16 protein-coding genes are annotated in these 14,783 nt (G+C 66.4%); 4 read left to right on the plus strand and 12 right to left on the minus strand.

The window, feature by feature from the left end; all coding sequences use genetic code 11:
* Nucleotides 1-33 precede the first annotated feature (33 nt).
* The gene (locus tag IEY21_RS12180; protein WP_188904621.1) at nucleotides 34-927 is read left to right on the plus strand and encodes an ABC transporter permease; all 894 of its coding nucleotides are present in this window, start codon (nucleotides 34-36) and stop codon (nucleotides 925-927) included.
* 93 nt (nucleotides 928-1,020) lie between these two features.
* On the opposite strand, the gene msrQ is transcribed toward IEY21_RS12180, so the two are convergent.
* Nucleotides 1,021-1,596: a protein-methionine-sulfoxide reductase heme-binding subunit MsrQ gene (gene msrQ / locus IEY21_RS12185; protein WP_229753069.1), complete on the minus strand. Its 576-nt coding sequence runs from the start codon at nucleotides 1,594-1,596 to the stop codon at nucleotides 1,021-1,023.
* Between the two features lie 107 nt (nucleotides 1,597-1,703).
* Complete coding sequence (gene msrP / locus IEY21_RS12190; protein ID WP_188904623.1) at nucleotides 1,704-2,693, minus strand: protein-methionine-sulfoxide reductase catalytic subunit MsrP; 990 nt, start codon at nucleotides 2,691-2,693, stop codon at nucleotides 1,704-1,706.
* A gap of 382 nt (nucleotides 2,694-3,075) precedes the next feature.
* Between msrP and IEY21_RS12195 the strand changes: the two genes are divergently transcribed.
* Complete coding sequence (locus IEY21_RS12195) at nucleotides 3,076-4,245, plus strand: BMP family ABC transporter substrate-binding protein (RefSeq protein ID WP_188904624.1); 1,170 nt, start codon at nucleotides 3,076-3,078, stop codon at nucleotides 4,243-4,245.
* Between the two features lie 81 nt (nucleotides 4,246-4,326).
* Here IEY21_RS12195 and IEY21_RS12200 read toward each other — a convergent pair whose 3' ends face one another.
* Nucleotides 4,327-5,070, minus strand: a complete 744-nt coding sequence (locus IEY21_RS12200; RefSeq protein ID WP_188904625.1) for an MBL fold metallo-hydrolase — start codon at nucleotides 5,068-5,070, stop codon at nucleotides 4,327-4,329.
* 83 nt (nucleotides 5,071-5,153) lie between these two features.
* Between IEY21_RS12200 and IEY21_RS12205 the strand changes: the two genes are divergently transcribed.
* A complete protein-coding gene (locus IEY21_RS12205; protein WP_188904626.1) occupies nucleotides 5,154-5,723 on the plus strand; it encodes a peroxidase-related enzyme in 570 nt (189 codons plus the stop codon).
* 12 nt (nucleotides 5,724-5,735) lie between these two features.
* Here IEY21_RS12205 and IEY21_RS12210 read toward each other — a convergent pair whose 3' ends face one another.
* The 9 genes from IEY21_RS12210 to IEY21_RS12250 all read right to left on the minus strand — a co-directional run bounded on the left by IEY21_RS12210 (nucleotide 5,736) and on the right by IEY21_RS12250 (nucleotide 13,866).
* Nucleotides 5,736-6,158, minus strand: coding sequence for a hypothetical protein (locus IEY21_RS12210; RefSeq protein ID WP_188904627.1), 423 nt, complete (start codon nucleotides 6,156-6,158; stop codon nucleotides 5,736-5,738).
* Between the two features lie 71 nt (nucleotides 6,159-6,229).
* A complete protein-coding gene (locus IEY21_RS12215) occupies nucleotides 6,230-7,360 on the minus strand; it encodes a M50 family metallopeptidase (protein WP_188904628.1) in 1,131 nt (376 codons plus the stop codon).
* Nucleotides 7,357-8,532, minus strand: coding sequence for a 1-deoxy-D-xylulose-5-phosphate reductoisomerase (gene dxr / locus IEY21_RS12220; RefSeq protein WP_188904629.1), 1,176 nt, complete (start codon nucleotides 8,530-8,532; stop codon nucleotides 7,357-7,359). The genes IEY21_RS12215 and dxr overlap by 4 nt, the downstream gene beginning before the upstream one ends.
* An 82-nt stretch (nucleotides 8,533-8,614) precedes the next feature.
* Nucleotides 8,615-9,445: a phosphatidate cytidylyltransferase gene (locus IEY21_RS12225; protein ID WP_188904630.1), complete on the minus strand. Its 831-nt coding sequence runs from the start codon at nucleotides 9,443-9,445 to the stop codon at nucleotides 8,615-8,617.
* A 100-nt stretch (nucleotides 9,446-9,545) separates the two neighbouring features.
* The gene (gene frr / locus IEY21_RS12230; protein ID WP_188904631.1) at nucleotides 9,546-10,097 is read right to left on the minus strand and encodes a ribosome recycling factor; all 552 of its coding nucleotides are present in this window, start codon (nucleotides 10,095-10,097) and stop codon (nucleotides 9,546-9,548) included.
* 105 nt (nucleotides 10,098-10,202) lie between these two features.
* Nucleotides 10,203-10,910: a UMP kinase gene (gene pyrH, locus IEY21_RS12235; RefSeq protein ID WP_188904632.1), complete on the minus strand. Its 708-nt coding sequence runs from the start codon at nucleotides 10,908-10,910 to the stop codon at nucleotides 10,203-10,205.
* Between the two features lie 181 nt (nucleotides 10,911-11,091).
* Nucleotides 11,092-11,889, minus strand: coding sequence for a translation elongation factor Ts (gene tsf, locus IEY21_RS12240; RefSeq protein WP_188904633.1), 798 nt, complete (start codon nucleotides 11,887-11,889; stop codon nucleotides 11,092-11,094).
* Nucleotides 11,890-12,016: 127 nt separating this feature from the next.
* Nucleotides 12,017-12,811 carry a 30S ribosomal protein S2 gene (gene rpsB, locus IEY21_RS12245; RefSeq protein ID WP_188904634.1) on the minus strand — a complete coding sequence of 265 codons (795 nt, stop codon included), beginning with the start codon at nucleotides 12,809-12,811 and terminating at the stop codon, nucleotides 12,017-12,019.
* Between the two features lie 257 nt (nucleotides 12,812-13,068).
* The gene (locus tag IEY21_RS12250) at nucleotides 13,069-13,866 is read right to left on the minus strand and encodes an aminoglycoside phosphotransferase family protein (protein WP_188904635.1); all 798 of its coding nucleotides are present in this window, start codon (nucleotides 13,864-13,866) and stop codon (nucleotides 13,069-13,071) included.
* Between the two features lie 68 nt (nucleotides 13,867-13,934).
* Between IEY21_RS12250 and IEY21_RS12255 the strand changes: the two genes are divergently transcribed.
* Complete coding sequence (locus IEY21_RS12255) at nucleotides 13,935-14,759, plus strand: undecaprenyl-diphosphate phosphatase (protein ID WP_188904636.1); 825 nt, start codon at nucleotides 13,935-13,937, stop codon at nucleotides 14,757-14,759.
* The last annotated feature ends 24 nt before the right edge of the window (nucleotides 14,760-14,783 follow it).

Genomic DNA, 14,783 nt, shown 5'->3' on the forward strand with positions numbered 1-14,783 from the left:
GCCCCACTCCCCCAGCCCAGCCGGAGACTTCCCATGGATAACATCGTCGTCGAAGCCCTGATCCGCGCCCTGGCGGTGGGCACGCCACTGCTGCTCGCCTGCCTGGGCGCGATCATCAACGAACGCGCGGGTGTCGTGAATCTGGGGGTAGAGGGCATGATGGCCGTCGGAGCCCTGGCCGCCTTCGCGGTGGCCTCGGCCGGCCCAGACGCAAACCTGTGGATGGCGGTGGGGGCAGCCATGCTCGCCGGGGCAGCGCTCGCCGCCCTGCACGCGGTCGCCACGGTAACGCTGCGGGCCAACCAGTTCGTCAGCGGGCTGGCGCTGGCGCTGATCGGCACGGGGGCGGCGGGTCTGCTGGGCAAGAAGTACGAGGGGTTGCCGCTGTTCAACAAGGTGGCCGATTGGAACTGGGGAGGCTTTGTCATCAGCCCGTTCACGGTGGCGGCCCTGCTGCTCGCGGTCGCGCTGGCCTTTTACCTGAACGCCACCCGGCCCGGCCTGACGCTGCGCTCGGTGGGCGAGAACCCGGCGGCGGCCGACGTACTGGGCGTACATGTGGGCGCGGTGCGGGTGCTGGCCGTGCTCGCCGGCGGAGCGCTGTCGGGGGTCGCGGGGGCTTTTCTGGCGCTGTCGTACCGGGCGTCGTGGGCGGACAACATGACCGCGGGCCTGGGCTGGATTGCCGTGGCGCTGGTGATCTTCGTGGGCTGGCGTCCGCTGCGGGCCGTGCTGGGCTCGCTGTTCTTCGGCTTTCTGTACTACCTGCAGTTCCGGCTGCAGGGCAACAGCCCCGTTCCGCCCGAGGTCTTCAGCGCCATGCCCTTCGTGCTGGTGCTGGTCGTGCTCGCGCTGGCGGGCCTGCGGGGGCAGCAGGGCAACGCGCCCGCCGCGCTGGGCCGGCCGTATGTGCGGGGGGAACGGTAAGCGCCAGGCTCCTGACGGCACACCCGTAACTGCAGGGCAAGTCCATCCGGCGACTTGCCCTGCAGCGGTATGTCTGATCCCAGGGGGGCTGAATCAGGCCGGGCCGGGTCTGCCGCGTCCCCGCCGACCAACCGGCCCGCGCTTCAAAAACCGGACCAGGAACAGCGCCGCAATGATTCCAGCGTAGATCAGCGGCGGCACATGGTCCTTCTTGACGCCCCAGTAGTAATGCAGCGCCCCCAGGCTGGCGGCCAGATACACCAGTTGATGCAGCCGGGTCCAGCGGGCAAAGCCCAGACGTTTCACCGAGTTCCGGCCGCTCGTCAGGGCCAGGGGCACCAGCAGCAACAGTGCCGTGAACCCCGCCGTGACGAAGGGCCGCTCCAGCACGTCCTCGGTCATCGCACCCAGGCTGAAGCCGTGGTCGAGCAGGTAGATCAGGAAATGCAGCGCGCCGTAGCCAAAGGCCAGCAGGCCCAGCGCCTTGCGGATACGGGCGGGCCAGGTCCAACCGGTGAGCAGCCGCAGCGGGGTACATGCCAGCGACAGCACGAGCAGCGTCAGGGTCAGCAGCCCGGTCTGCAGGGTCGCCCGCTGAATGGGGTTCGCGCCCAATGCGCCCGTGTAGGCGTCCCAGATCAGCACCGCTGCCGGCAGCAGACCGCCCACTGTGACCGCAGGAACCAGCCACCCCAGCGGGGCGGCCCGGCGGCGCGGCGCGGCTGCACCATTCCGGCCGGGCCGAGATGGCGTACCCGCGTTCCCGGCGCTCATGTTTAGAAGAACTTCCGCAGGTCCATGCCCGCATACAGTCCGGCCACCTGATCGGCGTAACCGTTGAAGGGCAGGGTCTTGCGGCGGCCCAGCTCGCCGATGCGGCGCTCGGTGGCCTGACTCCAGCGCGGGTGCGGCACGGCCGGGTTCACATTGGCATAAAAGCCGTATTCTCCCGGCGCAGCCAGGGCCCAGGTGGTCTGGGGCTGCTTCTCGGTCAGGGTGATCTTCACGATGCTCTTGATGCTCTTGAAGCCGTACTTCCACGGCACCACCAGGCGCAGCGGAGCCCCGCTCTGGCCCGGCAACACCTTGCCGTGCAGGCCCACTGCCATAAAAGCGAGCGGGTGCAGCGCTTCATCCAGCCGCAGGCCCTCCACATACGGCCAGTCCAGCACGTTGCTCCGCTGGCCGGGAAACTGTTTGGTGTCCAGCAGGGCCGTGAACTGCACGTACTTGGCCTTGCCTGTCGGCTCCAGGCGGCGGATCAGACCGGCAAGCGGGAAGCCCAGCCACGGCATCACCATGCTCCAGCCCTCCACGCAGCGCATGCGGTAAATGCGGTCTTCCAGGGGAAACCACGATTGCAGCGTGTCTATGTCCACGGTCTGCGGTTTTTTCACCTCGCCGTCAATCCGGACCGTCCACGGGCGGGGCTTCAGGCTGCCGGCCAGCCGCGCGGGGTCGCTCTTGTCGGTGCCGAACTCATAGAAGTTGTTGTAGGTGGTGGCCTGCTGATAGGAGGTCACCGCTTCCTGGGTATCGTACGGCCCCAGCGGGCGGGCCGGGCGGACGAAGTCGGTGCCCTGGGCCTCGGCGCTGCCCGCCCCAGGACGGCGGGTCAGGACCTCCAGGCCGCCGCCCAGCGCGGCCACCGTGCCGGTGAACAACGCGGCGGTTCTCAGAAACTCGCGGCGGGGATTCAGGTTGCTGCCCGGTGTCAGGATCCGGCGTTCGGCAACGGGGTCTTTCTTGTCCGGTGGGGTGCTCATGGGTGAACCTCCTGTGAAGCGGGGACCTCTGCTCAGCTATGTGCAGCTATATGCAGTCTGGACCCGAACGGTTCATTTCACCGTCAGCAGGCTCGCACACTGCCGCGCCCTCATTGAAGACCCAGCGTTCCGGCAGCGCCCGGTGCGCTACAGGAGGATGGTGTTGCTCTCCCACGCCCTCCTCGCCTGGGGTACCGAAAAATCCGCTGGCCTGCCCCTCCAACCTGTGTTCTGCCGCATTCTTGCTCCCCAACGTGCGGGCATGACGCAGTCCACAGATCAGCCTGCATAGTCAGCCCCGACCACCCCTCATTCGTGCCTGAAAACTTAAGGCACAATGAAGAAGTTCGTCGGCCCATTGCTCCAACCGGAGGATTCATCCATGAAAAAAACCCTGCTGACCGTACTTCCCCTCTCGCTGGCCCTGCTCAGCTTCGCTGGCCCCAGCGCACATGCCCAGAAAAGCGACAAGCTCAAGGCCTGCTTCATCTACGTGGGTCCGGTGGGCGACATCGGCTGGAGCTACGCGCACAACGAGGCCCGCCTGAAAACCGAGAAGGCGCTGCCGTGGCTGGAAACCAAGTACGTGGAGAGCGTCCCCGAAGGGCAGGCCACGCCCGTCATTGACCGGCTGGTCAAGAACGACAAATGCCAGGTGATCTTCGCCACCTCCTTCGGCTTCATGGACCAGACGCTGGAAGCGGCCAAGAAATACCCCGACGTGATGTTCATGCACGCCAGCGGGTTTAAACGCGCCCCGAACATGGGCACCTATATGGCGGACTTCTACCAGGTCTACTACCTCAACGGCATGATGGCCGCCGCCGTCAGCAAATCCGACAAACTGGGCTATGTGGCCGCCTTCCCGGTGCCCGAACTCAAGCGGCACATCAGCGCCTTTGCCCTGGGCGCCCGCGCCGTGAACCCCAAGGCCACCGTGGGCGTCAAGTGGATCAACGCGTGGTTTGACCCCAACAAGGCCCGCGAGGCCGCCGAGGCCCTGATCAGCGAGGGAGCCGGCGCACTGGCCTTTACCGAGGACACCGCCACCGTGGTGCAGACGGCCGCCGCGCGCAAGATTCCGTCGTTCGCGCACTACTCACCCATGTACAAGTTCGCCCCCGACTACGCCGTCAGCGGACAGCTGGTCCACTGGGAAAAGATCTACATCGATTTCCTGACCAAGGTTCACAACGGCACTTACACGGCCAAGAACCTGAACAAGGTGGATTACTGGAACCTGCTGCGCGGCGGCAGCGTGGAACTCGGCGCGCAGGACGGCATGGCCATCAACCCCAAGTGGGTGCCGCAGCTCAAGGCCGCCAAGATGACGGTGGGCGACAAGCAGGTCAGCGTCTATGACCGCGTGATGGCGCTCAAGACCGAGATGGAAAAGGGCGGCAAATTTGATCCCTTCACCGGTCCCATCAAGGACCGCAACGGCATCCTGCGCGTGCCCGCCGGCAAGGTCATGAGCGTGGCCGACCTGAACAACATGTCCTGGGTGGCCCCCGGCGTGACCGGACAGGTGGCCGACGAGCCCAAGAAGTAAACGGCTCCGGATAAACCCTGGCGCGGTCCCCGGCAAGTCATTGCCGGTGGACCGCGCCCCTTTTGCACCCGCCTGTGTCCTCTACCCTTCCCGTTCTGCCCGGCGGCGCACCTGATCCGGGGAGAGGGGGCCGCCGTGACCGGGCAGAATGGTGTGCAGGTCCATCGTGACCATGCCCCTGAGGGTCTGTAGCGCCTGCGCGTGGTCCGCGTTGTAGGCGGCGCGGGGCAGGTGGGCTCCGTCTGCCGAGGCGACCACCGCGTCGGCGGCCACCAGCACGCCGCCGCGCAGCACGCCGATCTGACCGGGAGTGTGACCGGGCAGGTGAACCACCGTCCAACCCAGCACCTCCTCGCCGGGCTGAACGGACTGGACGGCGCGGGCCGGCACCTTGGGATGAACCCGGGACACCAGCCGGCCCAGGTCGGGGCGGCCAGCCGGATACGGCAGCTCGTGTACCCGACCGGTCAGCTGCGGATGTTCCAGCGGGTGTGCCAAAAGCGGTACGCCGCGCCGCGCCGCCAGCCACGCGCCGCCCGCATGATCCACATGGGCGTGGGTGAGCAGCAAGGCGTCGGGCTCGAAGTCCCTCAGAAGGCGGGCCAGCCTCGGCGCGTAGGGCAGCGCCCCGGCATCCACCATCAACCGGCCCGCTGGGCTGCTCAGCAGGTAGACATTGGCGTACAGGGAATGCACGGCGACCGGGGGCACAGGAACCTTCACGCGCCCGATGATGTCATGCCCTCCTTCCAGCGGATAAGCTGTGGGCCTCGCCACACTGAGTCCTGCCCTTGCCCCGCCCACGGCAAGGCCGCTGCTCTTCATAGACGACCGACGCGCCTCCACCTTCGCCATCTCACGCCGTCTCAATTTCTCGCTTTTCATCCCAAGCGGTATCTGGAGTTTCCATGAATCAGATTTCCTGGCTGGCCGTTCCGACACCCGACACTGCCCCCGAAGGCGTGCGCAAACTCTGGAGCAAGGCCGAGGCCAATCTGGGCTTTGTTCCCAATGTCTTCCGCGCCCAGGCCCTGAACGGCGAGCAATTCCTGGCGTGGTGGAATTACTTCAACCTGCTCGTGAACAGGGAGGGACACCTGAGCAATGCCGAGCGTGAGCTGATGGCCGTGGTGGTCAGCGGCCTGAACCGCTGCGTGTACTGCGCGGTCTCCCACGGCGCGGCCCTGCGCGGATACAGCGCGGACCCGCAACAGGCCGATACTGTGGCCGTCAACTGGCGGCATGCGCGCCTGTCTGCGCGCGAGGAAGCGTTGTGTGCCCTTGCCGAGAAACTCACGCTGCGCCCCGCCGAGATGACCCAGAGCGACCTGTCGCCCCTGCGCGAAGCGGGTCTGCACGACCCCCAGATTCTGGAGGCCGTGCAGGTCATCGGCATGTTCAACATGACCAACCGCATCAGCAGCGCACTGGGATTCATTCCTAACGCGGAGTACCACGCCCAGGCCAGGGAGGGCTGACCTCCCCCGTCCTCAGCCGCGGGTGTAGCCGCTGGCCTGCCAGCCGCAGCCTTCACGGACCAGATTTACAGTGCCACTGTAGGTATCGCTGACCGGTTTGCCGCTGCTGCGCTGCGTGGCCTTCACCGTGACCTTGCCCCCCACCTGGGCCGTGTTGCCGTGAATGCCCACACCCGTAATCTCGACTTTGTAGGACACGCCCGAGTACGTGGCGGTGTAGGCGAGGGCGGCGACAGACAGCGCACTGTTGGCGGCGGAACTGGCCACCGCACGGGCCGCGGCAATGTCCTGCTCCGGCGTCAGCTTGCATTCGGCGGTCGTGCTGTCCGTGTACGCAGCGCTGTCCGTGTACTGGGTACCCGACGAGGCCGGCATGCAGCTCACCATGCCGCTGGCCGCCAGACCCACCATCATCGCCCATCTCAGTGTCTTCATCAATTGCCCATGGTAGATCGCCCGACACGTCGCCGGTGTGGCATTTTCTTCAGCCTTACCCCCTCCCCCCCTCAGAAGAAACGGCTGACGTCGCGCACCACCACGAACATCATCAGCAGCATCACGAACGCGAACCCCGCCACGTTGATGGCCTGCTCCTGGGAAAAGCTCAGGGGACGCCGGCGCAGCGAGCCGATCATGACGAGCAGAATGCGTCCTCCGTCCAGCCCCGGAATGGGAATCAGGTTGAAGAAGGCCAGCGACAGGTTGAGCAGTGTGGCGACCTGCACCAGCGCCCACGGACTGGCGGCAGCGGCCCGGCCCACGATCTCGGTGGTGCCGATGGGGCCAGTCACGTTCTCGTCCTGCGAGAAATTGAGGGTCAGGAAGCGTCCGAACAGGTTGCCGAAAGCGCGCAGCACCTGCGGCACCGCCTGAACGGTGGTCGTCAGCGAGGTCTGGAAGGCAACCGGCAGAGGGGCGGGCACGATGTCCGGGCCGTAGCCGATGCCCAGCAACTGCCGCTGGCCGTTCACGGTGGGCTGCCACGCAAAGGTGACCGTGCGCGTCTGCCCGGCGCGTTCCAGGGTGAAGGTGTGCGGCCCCGGGGTGCCCAGCACGTTGCGCAGGTTCTCCCAGCCCATCACGGTGCGTCCCTCAATCTGCAGGGTCTCGGGAATCTCCCGGCCGTCTATGGCCGTAATCACGTCGCCCGGCTGAAGACCCAGCGTCTGGGCACGTGACCCCTCCTGCACGGTCTGGATGCGCGCCCGGTCGGCGGCCGGAATGCCCTGCGAGGTGAAGGTCAGGGTCATCAGGAAGACGGCGAGCAGCAGATTCATCAGCGGACCGGCCAGCAGCACCGCAATCTTGCCCCAGGAGGGCAGCGCCGCAAAACCGCGGGTGGCCTGACGGTAGCCCACCTCTCCCCCATCGGTCTTAAATTCCTCTGGAGCCATGCCGTCGATTTCCACGTACCCGCCGATGGGCAGCAGCGAGAGCCGCCACTCGGTGCCGCGCCACGCCCGCCGGAAGACCACCGGACCCATGCCGATGGAAAACGAATGGACCTGCACGCCCTGCCAGCGGGCCAGCGCATAGTGCGCCAGCTCGTGCATGAAGGTGGCCGCACTGATGATCAGCAGGGTCCAGAGCAAGCCCAGCGGGGTCAGGGCCGCCGAGAGACTCTGCAGAAAGCTCATGCCCGCACCCCCACCAGCTCGCGGGCCCGCACACGTGCCCAGGCGTCGGTATCGGCTAGGGCTTCCCAGCTCAGGGCCCCAGCAGGCGTCTCATCCAGCACCCGCTCGATCAGGCAGGGAATGCCCGTAAATGGCAGCTGCCCAGCCAGGAAAGCCTCGACAGCCACCTCATCGGCAGCGTTCAGGGCCACCGGCAACAGGCCACCGGCTTCCCCAGCACGGTACGCCAGAGCCAGACACGGAAAACGCTGAAAGTCCGGTTCACGGAACACCCACTCGCCGCGAAGCGGCCAGCCCAGGTGCCCGGCCACCTCACCGCCACGCCGCGCTCCACGCACGTCACCGGGACGCTGCATGCCCGTGGGCGCGGCGTCGATGGCATACGCGATGGGCAGGCGCATGTCGGTGGGGCCGAACTGCGCCTTGAGGCTGCCGTCGCGAAAGCGCACCGCCGCGTGCATCAGGCTCTGGGGGTGAACCACCACACCGACCTGAGACAGCGGCAACCCGTACAGGCTGGCGCATTCCATGACCTCCAGGCCCTTGTTCATCAGCGTGGCCGAGTCGATGGTCACCTTGGGCCCCATGCTCCACGACGGGTGCTTGAGGGCCTGCGCGGGCGTCACGCCGCGCAGGTCGGCGGGACCGTCACGGAAGGGCCCGCCGGAGGCGGTCAGGATCACCTCGGCCACGTCGGCCATGTGCTCACCGGTCAGGCACTGGTAGACGCCGGTGTGTTCGGAATCCACCGGCACCACACGTCCGCCGCCCCGGGCCGAGGCCTCCCACATCAGGTCCGCCGCCGTGACCATCGCCTCCTTGGTGGCCAGCGCCACCGCCCGGCCAGCCTGCAACGCCGCGCGGGTGGGTGCCAGACCGATCAGGCCGCTCATGGCATTGACCACCACATCCGCCTCCAGCGCCGCCGCCTCACTGGGGTCGGCAATCACGCGCAGACCGGAGAAGTCGGGGCCGGAAAACAGGGCCCGGGCCCCGGCGTATACCGTGGCATCCACGCTGACCACCGTAGGCCGGAACTCGCGCACCTGAGCGGCGAGCAATTCCAGATTGCGGCCCGCCGCCAGCGCACCCACCACATACCCACGCTCCCGGGCCACATCCAGTGCCTGAGTGCCAATACTGCCGGTGCTGCCCAGAACAGAAAGCTTCATTGCGCCCCAGCATGACGCATGCGGCGCGCGCAGAGTGTGGCACAAAAGCAGGAGAGCGGCCCAGGGTCCGCCTTCCCGGTTCTCAGCGCGAGAAGACGCTGATGTGCAAAAACAGGTAGGTAGCGGGCACCGCGAACAGCAGGCTGTCAATGCGGTCCAGGAATCCGCCGTGCCCGGGCAGGCTGGTGCCGCTGTCCTTGGTTTTCAGGGCGCGCTTGATCAGGCTCTCGGACAGGTCACCCAGCTGACTGGCGCTGGCGACCAGAATGGAATACAGCAGCGACTCGAAGGGCGACCAGATGCCGGTCAGGCTGGAAATGATCAGCACGATCAGAAAGCCTGCGAGCAGGCCGCCGACGGCTCCCTCCACCGTCTTTCCGGGGCTGACTTCCGGGGCCAGCTTGCGGCGCCCGAAAAAGTGCCCACCAAAAAACCCCCCGATGTCCGCGGCGAAGGTCGCGAGCAGCGGCAGCGCAAAGTACAGCAGACCCGAGGACGCATCCGGGCTGTAACGCAGCAGCAGAAAGTAGCCCAGCAACCACGGAATGTACAGCAGCCCGAACAGGCTGTACACGATGCGCTCCAGCGGACGCTCCCCGGGGCGCATGACCTCCATGACGAGCAGGTAACCCAGAGCCACGGTCAGCACCGCCTCGCGCCAGGAGCCGCCGGGCCACGGCGTCTGCGGCCACATCGGCAGGCTGGCAACGATCAGGGCGGCGGCGAAGACCCCCAGACTGACCCGCCGCACGTCGATGTCGTTGCGGTCGAGCATACGGATGTACTCGTACAGGCCCATGACCGACACGAACACCAGCGCGGGCAGCATCGCCCACCACCCGATCCACACGATGGCGCTGATCAGGGCGAAGCCGACCACACTGGTCAGAACGCGGGTGCTCAGCGTTTCCACGGCGGCCTCCCCGGCCATCTGTGGCCTGAAGATGAAAGGGAAAACGTGGACCGTGGTGATCTCTGCCCACGACCCACGCCCCACAGGCTGCGCTGTGCCCTCACCCGAGGATTTCCTGCTCCTTCTTCTGCACCGTACTGTCCACGCGGGCAATGAACTCGTCGGTGATCTTCTGCACGTCGGCCTCGCCGCGCTTGATCTCGTCGTCGCCGATGCCCTCGACCTTCTTGACCTCGTCCAGCGCGTGCTTGCGCAGGTTGCGCACCGCGATGCGGGCGTCTTCGCCGTAGGTCTTGGCGTTCTTGACCAGATCACGCCGGCGTTCCTCGGTCAGCATGGGCAGCGAGATGAAGATGGTATCGCCCTTGTTGTTGGGGTTCAGCCCCAGATCGCTGTCGCGAATGGCCTTCTCGATGGGGGCCAGTGCGCCCCGGTCCCACGGCGTGATGACCAGCGTGCGCGCGTCGGGCGTGCTGACGCTCGCCACCTGATCAATGGGCATGTGCGAGCCGTAGTAGTCCACCACGATCTTCTTCAGGATGCCAGGGTTGGCGCGGCCCGTGCGCAGCACGCTCAGGTTGCTTTCCAGCGACTCGATGGCCTTGCCCATCTTCTCGCGGGTCTCGGCCTGGATGGTTTTCATGTCGGACATGGGGAAACACTCCTTGGGGGTTGAAGGCGGGCGGATGGGGTTGGACAGGATTGTAACGGGTCCAGGACGTTCGCCGCAGGGGAAACGCCGCTTCAGACCACAGTTTTAACTTTCGATCAGGGTACCGACCCGCTCGCCACGGAACAGCCGCTGCAGATTGCCGTCCTGGAACAGGTCAAACACCACGATGGGCAGGCCCTTGTCCATGCACAGCGTCAGGGCGGTGGCGTCCATGACTTCCAGGCGGCGTTCCACCACTTCACGGTGCGTGGCCTGCGCGATGAACTTCGCGTCTGGGTTCTTGCGCGGATCGCTGTCGTACACGCCGTCGACCCGGTTCTTGGCCATCAGCACCACGTCCGCGCCGACTTCCAGGGCGCGCAGGGTGCTGGTGGTGTCGGTGGTGAAAAAAGGCGCGCCGTTGCCACCGCCGAAGATCACCACGCGGCCCTTTTCCAGATGGCGCATGGCCCGGCGGCGGATGTACGGCTCGGCCACCGCCGCCATCTGAATGGCGCTCATCACGCGGGTGGGACGCCCGGCACTCTCCATGGCGTCCTGCAGGGCCATGGCGTTCATGACGGTGCCTAGCATGCCGATGTAATCGGCAGTGGCGGCGTCCATGCCCACGCCGTTGCGGGCGCCGCGCCACAGGTTGCCGCCGCCGATCACCACCGCCAGTTCGACGTCTGTGCCCTCCAGGGCAGCGACAATCAGGCGGGCCAGACGGGCAGTGGTTTCGGGGCTGATGCCATAGCCCTCCTCGCCAGCCAGAAATTCACCGGAGAGCTTGAGCAAAACGCGCTTGAACATGGGGGGCCACCTCGGTGGGGAAAACAGAGAAAGAACGCGAAAGCGCGCAGACGATGGTCAAAGAAAATCCGGCGGACCGCAGAGGGCCGCCGGAATCACGAAAAAGTGCGGCCCGGGCGTCTCCCGGGGCATCGGCCCAAAAGGAGGAGGCGGCCACCTGCGCCGGCCTCCTCCCCTGCACTCACGAACCGATTTCGAAGCGGACGAAGTTGTTGACGCTGGCGTCCCCGAGGTACTTGCCCACGGTCACCGAGTTGTCCTTGACGAACTTCTGCTCGGGCAGGACTTTTTCCTCGTAGAACTTGCCGATCTGACCCTCGACGATGCGCTCCACGATCTGCTGGGGCTTGCCTTCGTTGATGGCCTTGTTCGTCAGGATCTCGCGCTCTTTCTCGATGTCCTCGCTGTTGACCTGCTCGCGGCGCAGGTACTGCGGGCGCTCGGCCGCCACGTGCAGGGCCACGTCCTTGGCCTGGGCCTCGGTGCCGCCCGAGAGGTCCACGAGCACGCCGATCTTGCCGTTGCTGTGCACGTATCCGGCGATGCGCTCGCCTTCCATGTAGGCCACGCGGTTGAGCACCAGGTTCTCACCGATCTTGCCGGCGGTGGCGGCCAGCGTGGTGCCCACGCTCTCGCCTCCGTCCACCGTGAAGTTCCTGAACTCCTCGATGTCGCTGGTCTTGGCCTGCAGGGCGGTCTGGGCCAACCCCTCGACGAGCGCCTGGAAGTCGGCGTTGCGGGCCACGAAGTCGGTCTCGCTGTTCACTTCCACCATGGCGGCGCGGTTGCCGTCCACGACAAAGCGGACCAGGCCTTCACGGGCTTCACGGTCGGCCTTCTTGGCGGCCTTCACGATGCCGCGTTCGCGCAGCAGCGCCACAGCCTTCTCTTCGTCGTTGCCCGCATCGGCCAGGGCCTTCTTCACGTCCATCATGCCCGCGCCGGTCAGCTCGCGCAGCTTCTTGATCGATTCCAGCATCTCGTCTCTCCTCGTTTGGTCCTGAGTGGTCCGGTGGTCCCGAGTGACTCTGAGCCCCTCGGGTGGTCCAACAAAAGGGGAGCGCGGCCCGCTCACCGCGCAGCGACGCCCCCCCGGTGCGGGTGTCTTAGCTGCGGCCCTGCGTGGTGGTCAGCTGGGCGCTGTCGCCTTCCGCGCCGTTCTCGGCAGCGGCCATGTCGGCGTTCTCGCCGTCCACGCGCTCACCCGAAACGTCCTCGCCGCCGCCACGCGCCTCGACGAGCAGGTCGCCGATGCGGTGCGTGATCAGCTGGATGCTGCGGATCGCGTCGTCGTTGCCAGGCACGATGTAGTCGATGACATCCGGGTCAGAGTCCGTGTCGGCCAGGGCAATGACGGGAATACCCAGCTTGTTGGCTTCCTGCACGGCGATGACTTCCTTGGTGGGGTCCACCACGAAGATCGCGTCGGGCAGGCGGTTCATCTTGCGGATGCCGCCCACGAAGCGCAGCAGACGCTCGCGCTGGGTCGCCAGCTCGATGCGCTCGGCCTTGGGACGGTCATTGATGCGCTCGGACTCGAACAGGTCGTCGAGTTCGTTCAGGCGGTCAATGCGGGTACGGATGGTCTTGAAGTTGGTGAGCATGCCGCCCAGCCAGCGGCTGGTCACGAAGGGCATGCCGGTGCGGCGGGCTTCCAGCTCCACGATTTCCTGCGCCTGCTTCTTGGTGCCGACGAACAGGATCACGCCGCCGCGTTCCGCGAGGTCCTTGATGAAATCGAAGGAGCGGTCCACCTGCTTCAGGGTCTTCTGCAGGTCGATGATGAAGATGCCGTTGCGCTCGGCGAAGATGAAGCGCTTGAACTTGGGGTTCCAGCGCTTGGTTTCGTGGCCGAAGTGAACTCCGGCTTCCAGCAGTTGCTTCATGCTGATGTAGGACATGCTTTGCTCCGTGAGCGTTGAAGTTGGGAAGAGTTTGCCGTCCTCGTGCCAGCCCAGCGTCCGCTTACGCCGAAGTGGTGGGCCAGGCCATGCGCGACGCTCCAGCGCGCACAGCGGGTCACGGGGGCACCCAAACGGAGAGTATAGCGGGTTTTGGCCGGGACATGCGGCGTCCGGAACGATCCGCCGCACCGCCTCTGCTGCGCGACGTCTTTCTGCACTGTGGCCTGCGGGGAGGCCTGCGGGGAGGCCTGCGGTCAGTTCAGGCCCAGCTCCGCCGCCGCGAGGCGGGCCACCTCCAGGGTCTGCAGCGCCGCGTGCTCCGCGTTATCTTCCAGAGACCACGCTGCCGACAGCCCTGCGTAGGCCAGAACCCAGCGCAGCACCCGGCCATGTTCCAGATTCGCGGCCTGTGCAATGACGTGGGCCTGCCGCGTCAGTCGGCCCGGCCGGGTGGCCACCACCAGGGTGGGGTTGCACAGGATGTTGGCGTGGTCGTAGCCGCGCTCTCCGGTCAGTCCCTTGGGATCGATGGCGAGCCAGCCGCGACCGGGGCTGAACAGGACGTTGCCGTGGTGAAGGTCGCCGTGCAACACGCCCACATCCTGCGGTTCGGCGAGCAGGGCGCGGGCCGTGGCGAGGGCGGTGACGAACACACCTCCCGCCGACGGAGCTGCCCTCTCCAGCGCCTGGAACCAGCGGTTCAGGGTCGGCCATCCGGGTTGCGGGTGGGTCCGGGGCAAGTGGCCCGCCACGCGGCACAGAATGCGGGTGGCCTCATCGTCCTGCCCCCGCTCCACCATGTCCGTCAGCGAGGGGTGGGGGTCCAGCCGTTCCAGCACCACCGCCGCGCCGTCATGCTCCAGCACGCGGGCTGCGCCCCGGCCATTCCACCAAACCATCAGCGAGTTGCCCCGCTGCTCCTCAGCGCTGCGGGCCACCTTGAGCATGGCCGCCTGCCCCTGGTAACGCACGGGCAACAGGTCACTGCTGTGGGTGTGCAGGGCCTCTCCGTCCTGCACGAGGGTCCAGCGACGCAGATGGGGTTCAAACACCACCCGCCCAGTCTGCACCTTTCGGGGGACTCCTGCGGCCACGTGATTGGGCCTACACTCTGACGGTCATGGATTGGTTTTACGCCATTATTTACGGAATCGTCGAGGGCATCACCGAATTCCTCCCCATCAGTTCCACCGGTCACCTGATCCTGACCGGCAACCTTTTGGGCGTGCCGTGGCCCAAGGACGTCAAGGACACCTTCGAGGTGGTGATTCAGGGCGGCGCGATTCTGGCGGTGCTCGCGTACTACTGGCGCGACTTTCTGAAGATCCGCCACATTGCCTCGGACCGCTCGCAGGGACGGCTGTGGCTGGGAGTACTCGTGGCGGTCATTCCCGCCGTGATTCTGGGGCTGCTGTTCGGCGACATCATCAAGGCCAACCTGTTCCGGCCCAGCGTGGTCGCGTGGGCCCTGATCGTGGGCGGCGTGGTGATCTGGCTGGTCGAGAGCCGGCGCACCCAGCCCACGGTCCACACCATCGAGAACATCGGCGTGCCCCGGTCCCTGATGATCGGCGTGCTGCAGTGCGCGGCGTTGCTGTGGCCCGGCTTCTCGCGCAGCGCGAGCAGCATCCTGGGCGGCATGGTGCTGGGCCTCGACCGGCCCACCGCCACCAAATTCAGCTTCTATCTGGGCGTGCCCACGCTGGGCGGCGCGGCGCTGCTGGACTTCATCAAAAGCCGCGACATCCTCGGGCAGATCGGCGTCCTCAACGTCTTGCTGGGCGCGGCGGTCAGTTTTGTGGTGGCCTACTTCGCCATCGGCTGGCTGCTGCGCTTCGTGTCCAGCAACAACTTCAAGGGCTTTGCCCTGTACCGGGTAATCGTGGGCGTCGTGATCCTGATCCTGATCGCCACCGGCGTGCTGAACAACGGCAGCCTGGCGTAACGTCCCCAGGCACACCGAAAGGCC

This window comes from Deinococcus aerophilus, from assembly GCF_014647075.1.
Lineage (GTDB): Bacteria > Deinococcota > Deinococci > Deinococcales > Deinococcaceae > Deinococcus > Deinococcus aerophilus.

Coding starts and splice junctions, on each gene's coding strand:
- tsf (WP_188904633.1), bottom strand. CDS start 11,889: ATGCTGGAATCGATCAAGAAGCTGCGCGAGCTGACCGGCGCGGGCATG.
- IEY21_RS12205 (WP_188904626.1), top strand. CDS start 5,154: ATGAATCAGATTTCCTGGCTGGCCGTTCCGACACCCGACACTGCCCCC.
- frr (WP_188904631.1), bottom strand. CDS start 10,097: ATGTCCGACATGAAAACCATCCAGGCCGAGACCCGCGAGAAGATGGGC.
- IEY21_RS12180 (WP_188904621.1), top strand. CDS start 34: ATGGATAACATCGTCGTCGAAGCCCTGATCCGCGCCCTGGCGGTGGGC.
- IEY21_RS12200 (WP_188904625.1), bottom strand. CDS start 5,070: ATGAAGAGCAGCGGCCTTGCCGTGGGCGGGGCAAGGGCAGGACTCAGT.
- pyrH (WP_188904632.1), bottom strand. CDS start 10,910: ATGTTCAAGCGCGTTTTGCTCAAGCTCTCCGGTGAATTTCTGGCTGGC.
- IEY21_RS12215 (WP_188904628.1), bottom strand. CDS start 7,360: ATGAGCTTTCTGCAGAGTCTCTCGGCGGCCCTGACCCCGCTGGGCTTG.
- msrP (WP_188904623.1), bottom strand. CDS start 2,693: ATGAGCACCCCACCGGACAAGAAAGACCCCGTTGCCGAACGCCGGATC.
- IEY21_RS12255 (WP_188904636.1), top strand. CDS start 13,935: ATGGATTGGTTTTACGCCATTATTTACGGAATCGTCGAGGGCATCACC.
- IEY21_RS12195 (WP_188904624.1), top strand. CDS start 3,076: ATGAAAAAAACCCTGCTGACCGTACTTCCCCTCTCGCTGGCCCTGCTC.
- rpsB (WP_188904634.1), bottom strand. CDS start 12,811: ATGTCCTACATCAGCATGAAGCAACTGCTGGAAGCCGGAGTTCACTTC.
- IEY21_RS12210 (WP_188904627.1), bottom strand. CDS start 6,158: ATGAAGACACTGAGATGGGCGATGATGGTGGGTCTGGCGGCCAGCGGC.
- dxr (WP_188904629.1), bottom strand. CDS start 8,532: ATGAAGCTTTCTGTTCTGGGCAGCACCGGCAGTATTGGCACTCAGGCA.